At 70.4% G+C, this 14,367-nt stretch carries 16 protein-coding genes; 5 read left to right on the plus strand and 11 right to left on the minus strand.

Annotated features, from left to right (window positions below):
* Nucleotides 1-110 precede the first annotated feature (110 nt).
* Nucleotides 111-701 carry a histidine phosphatase family protein gene (locus ALSL_RS06555; protein WP_126537581.1) on the plus strand — a complete coding sequence of 197 codons (591 nt, stop codon included), beginning with the start codon at nt 111-113 and terminating at the stop codon, nt 699-701.
* On the opposite strand, the gene folC is transcribed toward ALSL_RS06555, so the two are convergent.
* The 5 genes from folC to ALSL_RS06580 form a co-directional block, all read right to left on the minus strand.
* A complete protein-coding gene (folC, locus tag ALSL_RS06560; protein ID WP_126537583.1) occupies nt 698-1,990 on the minus strand; it encodes a bifunctional tetrahydrofolate synthase/dihydrofolate synthase in 1,293 nt (430 codons plus the stop codon). The genes ALSL_RS06555 and folC overlap by 4 nt on opposite strands.
* On the minus strand, nt 1,987-2,877 hold the full coding sequence (locus ALSL_RS06565) for a carbon-nitrogen hydrolase family protein (RefSeq protein WP_126540079.1): 891 nt from the start codon (nt 2,875-2,877) through the stop codon (nt 1,987-1,989). The genes folC and ALSL_RS06565 overlap by 4 nt, the downstream gene beginning before the upstream one ends.
* On the minus strand, nt 2,874-3,497 hold the full coding sequence (locus ALSL_RS06570) for a GNAT family N-acetyltransferase (RefSeq protein WP_126537585.1): 624 nt from the start codon (nt 3,495-3,497) through the stop codon (nt 2,874-2,876). The genes ALSL_RS06565 and ALSL_RS06570 overlap by 4 nt, the downstream gene beginning before the upstream one ends.
* Entirely contained in the window at nt 3,494-3,898 is a 405-nt protein-coding gene (locus tag ALSL_RS06575; protein ID WP_126537587.1) for a nuclear transport factor 2 family protein, read from the minus strand. Before ALSL_RS06575 ends, ALSL_RS06570 begins: the two co-directional genes overlap by 4 nt.
* Nucleotides 3,899-3,959: 61 nt before the next feature.
* Nucleotides 3,960-4,304: a 4a-hydroxytetrahydrobiopterin dehydratase gene (locus tag ALSL_RS06580; protein WP_126537589.1), complete on the minus strand. Its 345-nt coding sequence runs from the start codon at nt 4,302-4,304 to the stop codon at nt 3,960-3,962.
* A gap of 104 nt (nt 4,305-4,408) precedes the next feature.
* On the opposite strand from ALSL_RS06580, the gene ALSL_RS06585 reads away from it, so the two are divergent.
* Nucleotides 4,409-5,017, plus strand: coding sequence for an NfuA family Fe-S biogenesis protein (locus tag ALSL_RS06585; RefSeq protein WP_126537591.1), 609 nt, complete (start codon nt 4,409-4,411; stop codon nt 5,015-5,017).
* 63 nt (nt 5,018-5,080) lie between these two features.
* Here the strand turns inward: ALSL_RS06585 and ALSL_RS06590 are convergent, their stop codons facing one another.
* The 6 genes from ALSL_RS06590 to ALSL_RS06615 all read right to left on the minus strand — a co-directional run bounded on the left by ALSL_RS06590 (nt 5,081) and on the right by ALSL_RS06615 (nt 9,486).
* On the minus strand, nt 5,081-5,437 hold the full coding sequence (locus ALSL_RS06590; protein ID WP_126537593.1) for a c-type cytochrome: 357 nt from the start codon (nt 5,435-5,437) through the stop codon (nt 5,081-5,083).
* A gap of 17 nt (nt 5,438-5,454) precedes the next feature.
* Nucleotides 5,455-5,775, minus strand: a complete 321-nt coding sequence (locus ALSL_RS06595; RefSeq protein ID WP_126537595.1) for a c-type cytochrome — start codon at nt 5,773-5,775, stop codon at nt 5,455-5,457.
* A 90-nt stretch (nt 5,776-5,865) separates the two neighbouring features.
* On the minus strand, nt 5,866-7,104 hold the full coding sequence (locus tag ALSL_RS06600; RefSeq protein WP_126537597.1) for a TraB/GumN family protein: 1,239 nt from the start codon (nt 7,102-7,104) through the stop codon (nt 5,866-5,868).
* Nucleotides 7,097-7,987: a carbon-nitrogen hydrolase gene (locus ALSL_RS06605; RefSeq protein WP_126537599.1), complete on the minus strand. Its 891-nt coding sequence runs from the start codon at nt 7,985-7,987 to the stop codon at nt 7,097-7,099. The genes ALSL_RS06600 and ALSL_RS06605 overlap by 8 nt, the downstream gene beginning before the upstream one ends.
* 42 nt (nt 7,988-8,029) lie before the next feature.
* Complete coding sequence (locus ALSL_RS06610) at nt 8,030-9,064, minus strand: agmatine deiminase family protein (RefSeq protein ID WP_126537601.1); 1,035 nt, start codon at nt 9,062-9,064, stop codon at nt 8,030-8,032.
* A gap of 92 nt (nt 9,065-9,156) precedes the next feature.
* Complete coding sequence (locus ALSL_RS06615; RefSeq protein ID WP_126537603.1) at nt 9,157-9,486, minus strand: hypothetical protein; 330 nt, start codon at nt 9,484-9,486, stop codon at nt 9,157-9,159.
* A gap of 144 nt (nt 9,487-9,630) precedes the next feature.
* Here ALSL_RS06615 and ALSL_RS06620 point away from each other — a divergent pair, with 144 nt between their 5' ends.
* Genes ALSL_RS06620 through recJ form a run of 3 tightly spaced genes read left to right on the plus strand, consistent with a single transcriptional unit; the run spans nt 9,631 to nt 14,224 of the window.
* Complete coding sequence (locus tag ALSL_RS06620; RefSeq protein WP_126537605.1) at nt 9,631-11,568, plus strand: ABC-F family ATP-binding cassette domain-containing protein; 1,938 nt, start codon at nt 9,631-9,633, stop codon at nt 11,566-11,568.
* Complete coding sequence (locus ALSL_RS06625; RefSeq protein ID WP_126537607.1) at nt 11,568-12,473, plus strand: phosphoglycerate mutase; 906 nt, start codon at nt 11,568-11,570, stop codon at nt 12,471-12,473. The genes ALSL_RS06620 and ALSL_RS06625 overlap by 1 nt, the downstream gene beginning before the upstream one ends.
* Nucleotides 12,470-14,224: a single-stranded-DNA-specific exonuclease RecJ gene (gene recJ / locus ALSL_RS06630; RefSeq protein WP_126537609.1), complete on the plus strand. Its 1,755-nt coding sequence runs from the start codon at nt 12,470-12,472 to the stop codon at nt 14,222-14,224. Before ALSL_RS06625 ends, recJ begins: the two co-directional genes overlap by 4 nt.
* The last annotated feature ends 143 nt before the right edge of the window (nt 14,225-14,367 follow it).

The raw sequence follows: 14,367 nt of genomic DNA on the forward strand, positions 1-14,367 counted from the left end.
AGGCGAAGAAGCGGCATCGAGGGCAGGTCCCGCATGACTGTCCGCAGCGTACACGTTCGCGCGGCATGCGGGACCATTAGGCTATGGCCGACACGATGGGAAATCACCGCATGAAGGGTACGCAGCGCGAAATCTGGTTGATCCGGCATGGCGAGACGGCCTGGAGCCGGTTGGGCAAACACACGGGCCGCACCGACGTGCCGCTCACCGAGCATGGCCGCGAGCAGGCGCGGGCCTTGCAACCGCTCCTTGCCGGGCAGCATTTCGACCTGGTGCTCAGCAGTCCATTGCAGCGCGCGGTGGAGACTTGCCGTCTGGCCGGACTCGGTGAGCGCATGCAGCCCGAGCCGCTGCTGCTGGAATGGGACTACGGCCTCTACGAGGGCCGCACGAGCGCAGAGATGCGCGCCGAGATGCCGGGCTGGACGATCTGGGACGCGCCGATGCCGCAGGGCGAGACCCTGGAGGCGCTGCAGCAGCGCGTGGAGCGGCTGATCGAGCGCCTCGAGAAGGAAACCGGCCGTATCGCGCTCTTCGCGCACGGCCATGTCCTGCGCGTACTGGCCGGCGTATGGATGGCCGGCCAGGCCCGGCTCGGCGCGCATCTGCTGCTCGATACCGCCGCGGTCGGCGTGCTGGGCTACGAGCACGAGCAGCGTGCCATCGCGCGCTGGAACCTGCGCCCGGAGCCCGGTCTCTAGCGCGCCGCGCCGGAGCACGCCTCGAGCACCGCCGCGGCGACGAAGAAAGACCCGAAGGCGAGCACGCGTCCGCCGCTGCCCGCGGCGGCGATGGCCGCGCCCAGCGCCTGCGCCACGTTCGCGTGTACGGAGCCGGACGCCGCCGGCAAGGCGCTCGCCAGCGCCTCACGCAGGTCGCTGGCGGTCCGCCCGCGCGGAGTGTCAGCGTCCAGTCCGGCCAGATGCCAATGCGCCACGCGCGCGCCGAGTGCGGCGAACACGCCGGCGACGTCCTTGTCGTCCAGCGCGCCGTAGACGGCTTGGACGGGCGGTCCCGGTTCGGCGTCGAGCCAGTCTGCGAGCGCGCGGGCGGCCTGCGGGTTGTGGCCGACGTCGACGATCACCGGCGGCCGTCCGGGCAGGATCTGCAGACGCGCCGGCAGCGTGGCCTGCGCCAGCCCGGCCGCCGCCCGTGCGAGCAGGCCCGGCCAGGGTTGTCCGGGAAGGCGTTCCAATGCATGCAGCGCCGCCAGCGCGGCGGCCGCATTGGCGTATTGCACCGGCGCGGCGAGCGCCAGCGCGGGCAGCTCGAGCGCGGTGCCATCCCGATGCGTCCAACGCCAGCCCGCGGCACGACGGACGATCTCGAACGCCACGCCGGCGCGCTCGCTGCATGCTCCGCAAGCCTCCAGTGCCTGCAGCAAGCCTGCCGGCGGTTGTGCTTCGCCGATCACCACCGGGCGTCCGGGCCGGGCGATGCCGGCCTTTTCGCGGCCGATGGCGTCGCGATCCTCGCCGAGCCAGGACTGGTGGTCGAGATCCACGGTGGTGATCACCGCAACGTCGGCGTCGATGAGATTCACCGCATCCAGCCTGCCGCCCAGACCGACCTCCAGCACGGCGACGTCCAGACCGGCGCGGGCGAAAAGATCGAGCGCGGCCAGGGTGCCGAATTCGAAATAGGTCAGCGGCGTCGCCTCCCGTGCAGCCTCGACGCGGGCAAAGGCCTCGATCAGCGCGGCATCGTCCACCGCCATGCCCCCGAGACTGACCCGCTCGTTGTAGCGGTGCAGGTGCGGCGAGGTATAGCTGCCCACGCGCAAACCCGCGTGACGCAGCATGGCGGTCAGCATGGCGACGGTCGAACCCTTGCCGTTGGTGCCGCCGACGGTGATCACGTACCGCGCCGGTGCCGGCGCGCCAAGCCGGCGCCACACCTCGACGGCGCGCTCCAAACCCAAGGCGATGCCCTGCGGGTGCAGGCGCAGCTGATGGGCCAGCCAGTCGTCGAGGGTACGCGGGGTGCTCAAGGTTGCTGCCAGGCCGCCAGCCGGGCACGTTGGACGCCGGGCGCGAGCTGGCCGTCCCAATCGGCGGCGACGCCGACCTGACCCTCGGCACGCGCGGCGCGCACGGCAGCGGGATCCACGGTGACCATCAGCCAGGCGTGCCCGGTCTCGCCACAGGCGGCCAGGACGCCCTCTTCAGGCAGGCCGCGATCGGGCTGCACATAGACCGCGGCATGGCCGGTATTGACGTCCAGTACCGGGCTCCAGTCACTCGTGCCGGCGGTCACCGCGCACAGCACCGGCAACTGGTTTTCCAGCGCGCGGGCCTGGCAGCCGATGCGCACGCGGGTGGCGCCGGCCGGGGTATCGGTGCAGCTGGGCACCAGGATCAGTTCGGCGCCAGCCTCATACTGCGCACGGGCGAAGAGCGGAAACTCGATGTCGTAGCAGATCGCGATGCCGAGCCGGCCGAGTTCGGTATCGAACACGTGCAGCGCATCGCCCGGAACGATGCAGCCGGCCGTTTTCTCGTAGGCGGTGAGGCGCAGCTTGTCCTGCCAGGCGTGGCGGCCCGTCGGGCCGAACAGCATCGCCCGGTTGCGAAAATCCGCACCGACGCGGCGCAGGAAAGTGCCGGCGAGGAGATACAGCGCATGACGCCGGGCCAGGCTGGCGAAGAGATCGACCCAGGCGGCATGGCAGCCGTCCACGGCTTCGAGGGAGCGGTGAAGATCGCCGTACACTTTGGCGCCGAAGCCGTGCGCGAGCTCGAGCGCAAGGTATTCGGGCAGCAGCACCAGTTGCGCCCCGCGCGCGGCCACCGCCGCCACCTCGCGTTCGATGCGGGCGGCGAAGTCATCGAAGTGCGCGGGAGCGCCGATCTGCCATTGGGCGATGGCCACGGTCACGGGCATGGGGCGGTCATCCTCGGGGCGTCCAGGGGACGCAACCAGAACCTGAGCCGGTGCGGCACCGGCGCCGTCGCGCCGACCTCGCGCCAGGCAAGCTCGCAGAAGAGATCGTCCTGCGGGACATAGCCGCGCTTGCGCCAGAAGGCGTCGTTCGGCCGGTAGTCGGCCGGCCGGCGCGGATCGTCCGCGGCACGCTCGACCGCGCAGAAGGCGGTCAGTGCAAAGCCGCCCAGGGCACGCGCGTGGGCCTCGCGCTCGTCGAAGAAGCGATGACCGATGCCGCGGCCGCGATAGGCCGGCAACAGCACCGACTCGCCGAAATAGAACACCGTTTCGATCGCATCGCCGCGGGCGCGGAAAGGCGCCTGGAACGCCGCCTGGTCATCGCCGAGCGGTATGCCGGTGGAGGCGCCGACCACCCGTTCGCCGTCCAGCGCCAGCACGAACACGCTGCGCGGGGAGCGCGCATAGGCTTCGAGATAGTCGCGTTCGTAGGCGGCATCGCCCTCGTAGAGATAGGGCCAGTCGCGAAACACCGCCAGGCGCAGTCGCGCCAGATCGTCCAGGTGCGGCGCCACCGCAGGGCCGGTGCAGGTGATGACGCGCAGTGCGTTCATCGGCCGACCTGGGCGAGCCAGTCCTCGAGGTTGTAGTAATTGGTGACGCGGGCGATGCGGCCGTCGCGCAGGGCGAAAAACGCGCCGCCCGGCAGCACATAGCGCTGGCCGTGTGCCGGCGGCAGGCCCTCGTCGTCGGCCAGGTACTCGCCGTGGACCACGTATTCGGCGGCGGCGCGGTCGCCCTCGGCGTTGCTCATCACCACGATGTCGCGCAGGGTTTCGCGATAACAGCGGCGCATGCGGGCAAGAAAGGCGCGAAACGCCTCGCGGCCGGTTTCGCGGCCACCCTGGTTGATGTCGTGCACGACGTCCGCGGTGAGGCAGGCCAGCATGGCCTCCCAGTCACCGGCATTGAAGGCATCGTAGTAACGCTGGATGAGTCGCTGGGCTTCGGACATGACGGCGGATGCAGCGTGAAACGCGACATTTTAAGCGATCGCGCAAGCTACGCGACGCGCATCAGCGCTCGGCGATGAGCCTTTCGATCTTGGCCGCACAGATGAAGTCGTTGAGCGAGAGGGCGCCGACGTCGTGGGTCGAAAAAGCAAGGCGGCAGTGACCGTATCCGGCCGCGATGTCCGGATGGTGATCCTGCTGGTTGGCGATGAAGGCGACCGCATTGAGAAAACCCATGGTGCGGTGGAAGTCGGCGAAGCGGTAAGACTTGGCGATGGCCTTGCCGTCCGCCTCGCGCTGCCAGCCTGGCAGCTGTGCCAGCAGCTGGGTCACGGCGGCCTCGTCGAGCGCATGTTCGGCGCCCTTGCGCGGCACGCAATGTTGGCGGGCAAGTTCCTGCAGGGTCATCGCGCGGGACTCTCTGGACGGGCCGACAAGGATACGCAACGTCGCCCCGGGGACCAATAGGGACTAGAATGGTCCTGATTGAACACCCACCCTGAAGACTTCCGATGCTGACGATCTCCCCGCGTGCCCTCGAACATTTCCGCCGCCTGCTCGACCGGCAGGGCGGCACGGATACCGGCATCCGCCTGCACGTCCTCGATGCCGGCACGCCGGCCGCCCGCTGCGAGCTCGAGTTCTGCGAACCGGGTGAGCTTTCCGGCCGCGAGCACCGGCTCGATCTCGATACGCTCGACTTCTATCTCGACGCCGATGCGGCGCCCTGGCTCGAGGATGCGACCATCGACTTCGAGCCCGACGCCACCGGCGGTCAGCTCAACATCCGTGCGCCGCGCATCAAGGGCGGCGTGCCCGGGCCGGAAGCGGCGCTCGCCGATCGCGTGCGCTACGTGCTCGAGGCCGAGATCAATCCGCGTCTGGCCGCGCATGGCGGCCGGGTCAGCCTGGTCGGCGTGGACGCCGCGGGCGTGGTGACGCTGCGCTTCGGTGGCGGCTGTCACGGCTGCGGCATGGTCGACGTCACCCTGCGCCAGGGGGTGGAAAAGACCCTGCGCGAGCGCGTGCCGGAAATCACCGCGGTCGAGGACGGCACCGACCACGGCTCGGCCGAACAGCCCTACTACCGCGGCCAGCAGGGTCGCTCGGCGATCGGCTGACGCCGACGAAAAAAGCACGCCGGCGAGGGACCGGCGTGCTTATCGACAAGGCCGAGGGGGAGGTTACTTGCCGTCGCCCTGGATATGACCTTGCAAGGTGGCGAGCTTGCCGGGCAGGCTGGAGAAATAGGCGGCGACGTCCGCGATGTCCTGCTCGGACAGGGTGGCGGCGAAGCCCTTCATGATCGCGTTGTTGCGTTGGCCGTTTTTGTATTCGTGCAGGGCCTGCTGCAGGTACAGGTTGTACTGGCCGGCGAGCCGCGGATACTGCGGATCGACCGCATTGCCGTCGGCGCCATGGCAGGCGAAGCAGGTGGCCGCTTTGGTCTTGCCCTGCTCGATGCTGCCGGCGGCGGACGCGGCGGCGCTGGAAAAGGCCAGGACCAGGCCGAGGGACAGCAACATGGATGCGCGCTTCATGCAGGATTCCCCGGGGCTCATTGGGCGAGGCTGGACAGGTAGGCGGCAATGTCCGCGATTTCCTGCTCGGAGAGGCTCTGCGCCTGCGCACTCATGGTCGGATGCGTGCGCTCGCCGTCGCGGTATCCGTGCAGGGCGTTGATGAGATATTGCTCGTTCTGCCCGGCGATCTTGGGGACCGGATAGCGCGGATAGGCGTTCTCGTAACCGGGGATGCCGTGGCAGCCGTGGCAGGTGTAGACCAGTTTGCGCCCCGCAGCCTTGTCGCCGGTCGCATGCGCGCCTGCGGCGAAAAGCATCAGGGCCGCGATCGGGACGAACAGTGGCAGTCGAGTCATCGGCAGGCTTCCCCTGGCTACGAAAGTTCACGATTGGAACCGCGAAAGTATAGACGTGGCACGCCATCGTGGACAACCGAAAAGACGCGCTCAGAACAGGCTTTTCAGGATGCGGATGCCGGCCAGGTATTCCCCGGCGATGGTGCCCAGGCTGACCAGCAGAAAATTGAGCAGCACGCGCGCCACCCGGTTGCGCCACCAGCCGCGCCAGTGGGTGACGTCCGCGCGCAGCGCGTGGAAATCGGCCACCCGCGGTTTGCGGCGCCAGGCCTCGACCATCGCGCTGAGGCCGCCGGCGGGGACGCCGGGGCGAAACGGCTTGAGCGGCGCGGCGATCATCGCGACCAGCAGGCTGAGCGGATGCGCGCCGGCGACGAGCGCACCCAGCCCCGCCCCGGCCGCGGTGCACAACACCCAGTCACGCAGGGCCAGGAGGCCCAGGTCCGCATCGCGGCGGAAGGCCAGCGCGATGGCGAGGAAGATCATCAGGACCAGTCCGACCGCCAGCCCTTTCGGCCAGCGCGACGCGGGCGGCGACGCAGCCAGGCCGGCGAGCAGGGTGGCCGGATCCTCGCGCTGCGTGCGCAGGTGCTCGCAAAGGCCTTTCAGGTGCCCGGCGCCGACCACCACCAGGACGCGCCGCGACCCACGGCGCGCGGCTTCCTCGCGCAGGCGCGCGGCCATGTACGCGTCGCGCTCGGCGATCAATGCCCGGTAGAGCGGCGGCGAGCCGGTGGCGAACTCGCTGAAGGCGCTTTCGAGCAGGTCGCCCTGTTTGAGTTTTTCGATCTGCGCCTCCTCGACATGGTTGCGTTCGAACACGCTGGCCAACAGGCCGCCCAGAAGGCCCAGCCGCTGCCAGAAGCCGACGCCGCGCCAGGCGCGACGCAGGGTGATGCCGACCTCGCGATCGATCAGCAGGAACGGCACGCCGAGGCGATCGGCGCCGTCCATCGCCGCCTGCATCTCGGCGCCGGGGCGGATGCCGTATTGCGCGGCCAGGCGTTCCTGGAAGGCCGCCAGCACCAGGCTCGCCGCGAGCATGCCGACCTTGCCCTGCCGGATCACCTGGAACAGGTCCATATGCGCGAACTGATCCGGATCACGCATGGCCCGGGCACGGCTGGGGCACAGTTCCACCGCGACGGCGTCGAACGACTCGCGTTCGAGCAGGGCGCGCACCGCCGCCACCGAGCGCGGCGATACGTGCGCGGTGCCGAGCAGGACGTATTCGACGCCGTCGCGGACGACGCGCTCGATCGGCTGCCCGGCGAGCGGATCCTCGTCCGTCGCGAGGGTGGTCGCAGGTGGCGCGGTCGGCTTAGTCACGGAAGCGCTTCAGCAGGTCGCCGTAGGCGTCGATGCGGCGGTCGCGCAGGAACGGCCAGATCCGCCGCACGTGCTCGCTGCGCGCGAGGTCGATTTCGGCGATCAGCAGTTCGCGGCCGTCGGTGCCGGCGCGGGCGAGGAACTCACCCTGCGGCCCGGCGACGAAGCTCGAGCCCCAGAAGCGGATGCCGGCGCCGACGCCGGACGGATCGGCTTCGAAGCCGGTGCGGTTGCAGGCCATGAGCGGCAGGCCGTTGGCGATCGCGTGGCCGCGCTGCACGGTGATCCAGGCCTCGCGCTGGCGTTCGCGTTCGTCCTCGGTGTCGTTCGGATCCCAGCCGATCGCGGTCGGGTAGAGCAGCAGCTCGGCGCCGGCCAGCGCCATCAGCCGCGCCGCCTCCGGATACCACTGGTCCCAGCACACCAGCACGCCGAGCCGGCCGACCGAGGTGTCGATCGGCTCGAAGCCCAGATCGCCGGGCGTGAAGTAGAACTTCTCGTAGAACGCCGGGTCGTCCGGGATGTGCATCTTGCGGTACTTGCCGGCGATCGCCGCGGAACGGTCGAACACCACCGCGGTGTTGTGATAGAGCCCGGCGGCGCGGCGCTCGAACAGCGAGGCGACCACGACTAGCTTCAATGCTTCGGCCAGCTTGCCGAGGCGAGTGGTGCCGGGGCCGGGAATCGTCTCGGCGAGCTCGAACGCGTCCACCGATTCGTGCTGGCAGAAATACGGGCCGTTGTGCAGCTCCTGCAGCAGCACCAGCTCGGCGCCGGCCGCGGCGGCTTCGCGCAATCCCGCCTCGATGGCGTCGAGATTGGCTTCGCGGCTGCCGCGATGGGTTTCCTGCAACAGGGCGACTTTGAGGCGCTTGCCGGTCATGGGCATGGGGAGATCGGTATCAACGAGGGATGGATGAATCTTTCAGACCAGGCCCGCCGGCAGTTGCATGGTGATGCAATGCAGGCTGCCGTTCTGCCAGATCAGGGGGCGACAGGGAATCGGCACCACGGTGCGATCCGGATGCGCGGCGGCGATGATGCGCGCGGCGGCCTCGTCGGCGGCGTCGCCATAGGCCGGCACGAGCACCGCGCCGTTGACGATCAGGTAATTGGCGTACGAGGCGGCCAGGCGCCGGCCCTCGTCGAGGATCGGCCGCGGCCAGGGCAGGGCGTGCAGGGTGTAGGGCCGGCCGTCGAAAGTGCGCAGCGCGGCCAGTTCCTCGGCCATGCGCGCAAGTTCCGCGTGGTGCGGGTCGGCATCATCCTCGCAGGACTGGAACACGATGGCGTCGCCGGGGGCGAAGCGGGCGAGGGTGTCGATGTGCGCGTCGGTGTCGTCGCCTTCCAGATAGCCGTGTTCCAGCCACAGCACGTGCCGGGCGTGCAGGCTTTCGCGCAGCATCGTTTCGATCTCGCTGCGCGCGGACTGCGGATGGCGCTGGTGCAGGCAACGCCAGGTGGTGAGCACGCTGCCGCGGCCGTCGCTCTCGATCGCGCCGCCTTCCAGCGCCCAGTCGATGCGCCGGTGACGGGCCTGGCCGAAGATGCCGGCGCGCACCAGTCCATCGACCAGCGCATCGTCGCGTTCGGCGCCGAATTTGCCGCCCCAGCCGGTGAAGCGGAAATCGAGCAGCTCGCAGCGGCCGTCGCTGCCCAGCAGGGTGATCGGTCCGGAATCGCGCAGCCAGGTGTCGTCGTAGGGCAGCTGGACGAAACGCAGGCGCGTCTCCTCCGCGCCGGCCGCGCGCAGCAGCGCTTGGGCGCGGGCACGCACGGCCGCGTCGGCCGTCACCACCAGCAGCGGTTCGAAGCGCGTCACCGCGGCGGCCAGCGCGGCGTAGGTGGATTCGACCTCGGCCAGGCGGCTGTGCCAGTCGGTGCCGGCGTGCGGCCAGGCGATCAGCACGGCCGATTGCGGCTCCCACTCGGCCGGCAGGCGCCAAGAAGCGTCGCTCATTCGTGGTGTCCATCGTATGCCCGGCGGCGCGCCGGACTGCACAGTTTACGACGAACGCGGGAGCATCCCGACGGGCATGCGTGAGCAGGCGTCTATGGGGCGGCCCTGGCGTGCGCGTCGGCCACCGGGGTGTCGAGCACGCTGTGGATCACGCGGTCGCGTTCGAAATAGACGATGTAGCCGTCGTACTGCCAGCGCTGGATCAGCGGGTGCTTGGGACTGTCGCCGCCGCGCGGATCGAGCTTGCGCACGGGCGGACCATAGCGGCGCTCGACTTCCGCCATGCGCATGCCGCGAGGCGGCAGCTGCAGGGACTGTTCCTGCTGCACGCGGCGCAGCAGGAGCTCATCCGCGCGCGCCGGCCAGCCTGCCGCGAGGGCGAGCGCGAACAACGCCATGCCTGGCAAGCGGTGATTGCGCATCCGGATCCCCTCCCTTACGTGGCCGCGCCGTTGTAGCAGAAGCCGGCTTTTGCCGCCATCGGCCCATGCAGCAAGTTGCCAAGCACTGGGCATTTGCCGTGCCGGTTATCATGCGCGGCTGCTTGCAGTGGTAGATGGAGCCGAATGATCAGTTTTCGCCATTTTGCCCTGCGCCGCGGCGCAAGGCTGCTGCTCACCGACGTCGACCTGACCATCCAGTCCGGCTGGCGGCTGGGCGTGGTCGGCCGCAACGGCTGCGGCAAGTCCAGCCTGTTCGCCGCCCTGCAGGGCACGCTCGAGGCCGACGCCGGCGAGCTGGAGCTGCCGGCGAAACTGCGCATGGCCGCGGTGGCGCAGGAAACCCCGGCGCTGGCCGAGGCCGCGCTCGACTACGTGCTGGGCGGCGACGCGGAACTTTCCGCGGCCCTGCGCGAGGAGGCCGCGGCGCAGGCGCGCGGCGATGCCGAGGCGATGGCCAAGGCGCATCACCGCATCGAGGCACTGCACGGCTACGACGCGCGTGCCCGCGCCGGGCGGCTGCTGCACGGGCTCGGTTTCGCGGCGGAAACCCACGAGCGCGCCGTGCGCGAGTTTTCCGGCGGCTGGCGCGCGCGACTCAATCTCGCCCGCGCGCTGATGGCGCCGTCCGATCTGCTGCTGCTCGACGAGCCGACCAATCATCTGGACCTCGACGCCGTGCTGTGGCTGGAGGAATGGCTGCGCCGCTATGACGGCACGCTGCTGGTGATCTCGCACGACCGCGATTTCCTCGATGCGGTGTGCACGCACACGCTGCATCTGGATGCGGGCCGTGCGCGGTTGTACGTCGGCGGCTACAGCGCCTTCGAGCGCCAGCGCGCCGAGCAGTTGCGCCAGCAGCAGCTTGTGCACGAGCGTGAGCAGGCCGAGCGCGCACACCTGCAATCCTTCATCGACCGCTTCAAGGCCAAGGCCAGCAAGGCCAAGCAGGCGCAGTCGCGCATGAAGCGGCTGGAAAAGCTAGCCGGCACCGAGGCGGTGCGCGCCGAACGGCCGTTCCGCTTCCAGTTCGCCGCGCCCGCGCGCGTGCCCGAGGCCATGCTGCAGCTCGAGGGCGTGGCGGCGGGCTACCCGGCCGGTTCGCGCGAGGAGGGCGAGGATCATCTGCCCGGCCACGAGGCGCCGCTGCGCGAGCCGGCGGTGATCCTGCACGACGTGCGTTTCCGCCTCGAGGCGGGCGAGCGCATCGGCCTGCTCGGTCCCAACGGCGAGGGCAAGTCGACCCTGGTCAAGACCCTGATCGGCGAATTGCCGACCCTGGCCGGCGAGCGCAAGGTGCACAAGGACGTCCGCTTCGGCTACTTCGCCCAGCACACGGTGGAGAGCCTGCGCGCCGGGGCGACACCGTTCGAGCACCTGCAGGAGAAGGCACCCGATGCGCCCGCGCAGGTGCTGCGCGACTTCCTTGGCGGCTGGAACTTCGCCGGCGAGCGCGCGTTCGAGCCGGTGGAGGGTTTTTCCGGCGGCGAGCGCGCGCGACTCGCGCTGGCGCTGATCGCCTGGGACAAACCCAACCTGCTGCTGCTCGATGAACCGACCAACCATCTCGACCTCGACATGCGCGAGGCGCTGGCCGACGCCCTGGCCGATTTCGACGGCGCGCTGGTGCTGGTCGCGCACGATCGCCACCTGCTCGGCATGGTCTGCGACGGCTTCTGGCGCGTGGCCGACGGCCGCGTCGAACCGTTCGACGGCGACCTCGACGATTACGCGCGCTGGCTGCGTTCGCGCGGCAGCGGCGCGCGCAAGGATGCGCAAACCGATGCCGCGCCTGCGCCATCGGCCGCCGATCGCCGCCGCGAAGCCGCCGCCCGGCGCGAGAGCGACAAGTCCGCACGCGCGCGGGTGAAAAAGATCGAGGCGCGCATGGCAGTCATCGACACCGAACTCGCCGCCATCGAAGCCAGTCTGGCCGACCCTGGCATCTACCAGGGGCCGACCGCGGCACTGCTGGAACTCGGCCAGCGCCAGGGCGCATTGAGGCAGGAAAAAACGGTCCTCGAGCACGAGTGGCTGGCGCTCTACGAAACGCTGGAGGCCTGATGTCCGACTCGCCATCGGTGCTGTGGCTGCCCGCGCTCACGCGCTTCGCCGCCGCTTCGCCGCTGCGCCGAATGTTTGCGCGCGCCGATCGACTCGCCGACGGCGCGGCCGGCCACCTCGACGCTCTGGCCGGCTATTTCGCGACCGGCGCGACACCCGTGCCCGTCGCCGCGCTGACCCGCGAGCTCGCCCGCGGCGATGCCGGCGACGCCACGTGGCTGTGCGCCGATCCGGCCTGGATCGAGCCCGAGCTCACCGGTGCGCGCCTCCTGGCCTGCGGGCGACTCGCGCTCGAACCCGACGAGGTCGCGGCCTTGGCCGAGGCGCTGCAGCCGCTTTTTCTCGAACAGGGCATGACGCTCGAAACCACCACGCCCGAGCGCTGGCACCTGCGCGTGCCGGCCGGGTTGCCGCTGCCGGACTTTCCCGCCCCCGAACAGGCGCTCGGCGCGCAGCTCATCGGCCATCTGCCGGAAGGTCCGGCTGCGCGACGCTGGCGCGTGCTGCTCACCGACATCCAGGTCACCTTGCATCAGCATCCCTTGAATGCCGCGCGGCGCCGGCGTGGCCTGCCGCCGGTCAACAGTCTGTGGCTGTGGGGCGGTGGCGTGCTGCCGGCGCGCGTGACCAGCACACTGGCCGGCGCATGCAGCGACGATGCGCTGGTGCGCGCGCTCGCCGCGCGGGCGGGCATGCCCTGGCGAGCGCGCGATCCGGATAGTGCGCTGCCTGCCGGCTGGCTGCTCGATCTCACCGACCTCGATGCCGATGCTATCGACGGCACCTGGTGGCCGCACGTCGAGCGATGGGCGTGCCGTCAGCCGCTGCTGCTGCATCTGGCCGATGGCCAGCGCCGACGCTGGCGGCCGTGGCACCGGCTGCGTGTCTGGCGGGACCGGCGATGAGCCTGCAGTGGCGTCGACGGCCGTTGCTCGGCACGCCCGTCGGCTGGAGCGATGCCGTGCATCCGGTCCTGCGCAATGTCTATGCCGCCCGCGGCGTCTTGACGCCGGCCGACGCCGAACACCGGCTGCAGCGGCTGTTGCGTCCGGACGGGCTCGGCGGGCTCGAGGCCGCGGTCGCGCTGCTGGCCGAAGCCATCCGCACCGACGCGGCGATCGTCGTCGCCGGCGACTATGACTGCGACGGCGCCACCGGCACGGCGCTCGCCGTGCGCGGCCTGCGCATGCTCGGCGCGCGGCGCGTGGATTACGCCATTCCCAACCGCTTCCTCCACGGCTACGGTCTGAGCGCCGCGCTGGTCGACACCCTGCAGCCGGCGCCGCAGCTGATCGTCACCGTGGACAACGGCGTGGCCAGCGTGGAGGGCGTGGCCGCGGCCCGGGCGCGCGGCATCCGCGTGATCGTCACCGACCATCACCTGCCCGGCGAACGGTTGCCGGCGGCCGACGCCATCGTCAATCCCAATCTGCCGGGCGACGGTTTCCCGAGCAAGCACCTGGCCGGCGTCGGGGTGATGTTCTATCTGCTCCTCGCCCTGCGTGCGCAGCTGTTTCCGCAAGGGGAATCCGCCGGTCGCGCTGCGCGGGAGACGGACCCTGCCGACCGCACGCCGCCGGGAGGTCGCCCCGATCTTTCCGCGCTGCTCGATCTGGTCGCGCTCGGCACCGTGGCTGATCTCGTGCCGCTCGACTTCAACAATCGCGTGCTGGTCGAGGCCGGTCTGCGGCGTATCCGTGCCGGCCGGGCCTGTCCGGGCATCGGTGCCCTGCTCGAGCTTTCGCGGCGCGAGCCGGCCCTGCTGAGCGCGGCCGATCTCGGCTTTGCGGTCGCCCCGCGCATCAATGCCGCCGGCCGCCTGCAGGACATGCGCCTGGGCGTGGCCTGCCTGCTCGCCGAGGATGCCGCCACCGCCCGTCGGCATGCCGAACGCCTGGATGCCATCAACCAGGAGCGCCGCGCGCTGCAGGCATCGATGGTCGAGGAGGCGCGGGTGCGAGTGAGCGCCGATGACCTCGCGGGCGATGCGGTCGGCGTGGCGCTGTACGAACGCAGCTGGCATGCCGGCGTGGTGGGTCTGGTGGCCTCGCAGCTCAAGGAGCGGCTGCATCGGCCGGTGATCGCCTTCGCGCCGGTGGACGGCGGCGAAACGAGCGAACTGCGCGGCTCTGGGCGTTCCATCGCCGGTTTTCATCTGCGCGATGCGCTGGCGCTCATCGACGCCCGGCAACCCGGGCTCATCGTCCGCTTCGGCGGTCACGCGATGGCCGCCGGCCTCACGCTGCGGCGCGAGGATTTCCCCCGTTTCGCCCATGCCTTCGACGCGGTGGCACGCGAGCGCCTGCCGGAGGAGGCCTTGCACGCGGTGCTGCACACCGACGGCGAGCTGCCGCCCGGCGCCTTTGGCGTGGACCTCGCGCGCCAGCTCCAGGCCGGCGGGCCGTGGGGGCAGGGCTTTCCCGAGCCGTTGTTCGACAACGTCTTCGACTGCCGGCGCTGGCGGCTGCTGGGCGACAGACACTGGCAACTGGAGCTGCACGATCCCCGCGACGGCGTCCGCTACGACGCGGTACTGTTCAACCCGCAGGAGGCGGAACCGCCGCCGCGCCTGCGGGCCGCCTACGAACTCGTGCTCGACACCTGGCAGGGACGCGAGCGGCTGCGCCTGCGGTTGCGGCACATCGCGCCGGCTTGAAGACGCAGCCGAACGAGGCGGTTTCATCCGGGACGGTTCGCATCGCGCAGCGATGGCATGAGCCGTCGTCACGGCACCGTGCATGTGCCGCGCGGCGGGGATGGGAACGGTTTGGCCGCTTTCCCCGCGGCGCTTGCTTTTGC

The sequence above is a fragment of the Aerosticca soli genome (assembly GCF_003967035.1).
GTDB classification, from domain to species: domain Bacteria; phylum Pseudomonadota; class Gammaproteobacteria; order Xanthomonadales; family Rhodanobacteraceae; genus Aerosticca; species Aerosticca soli.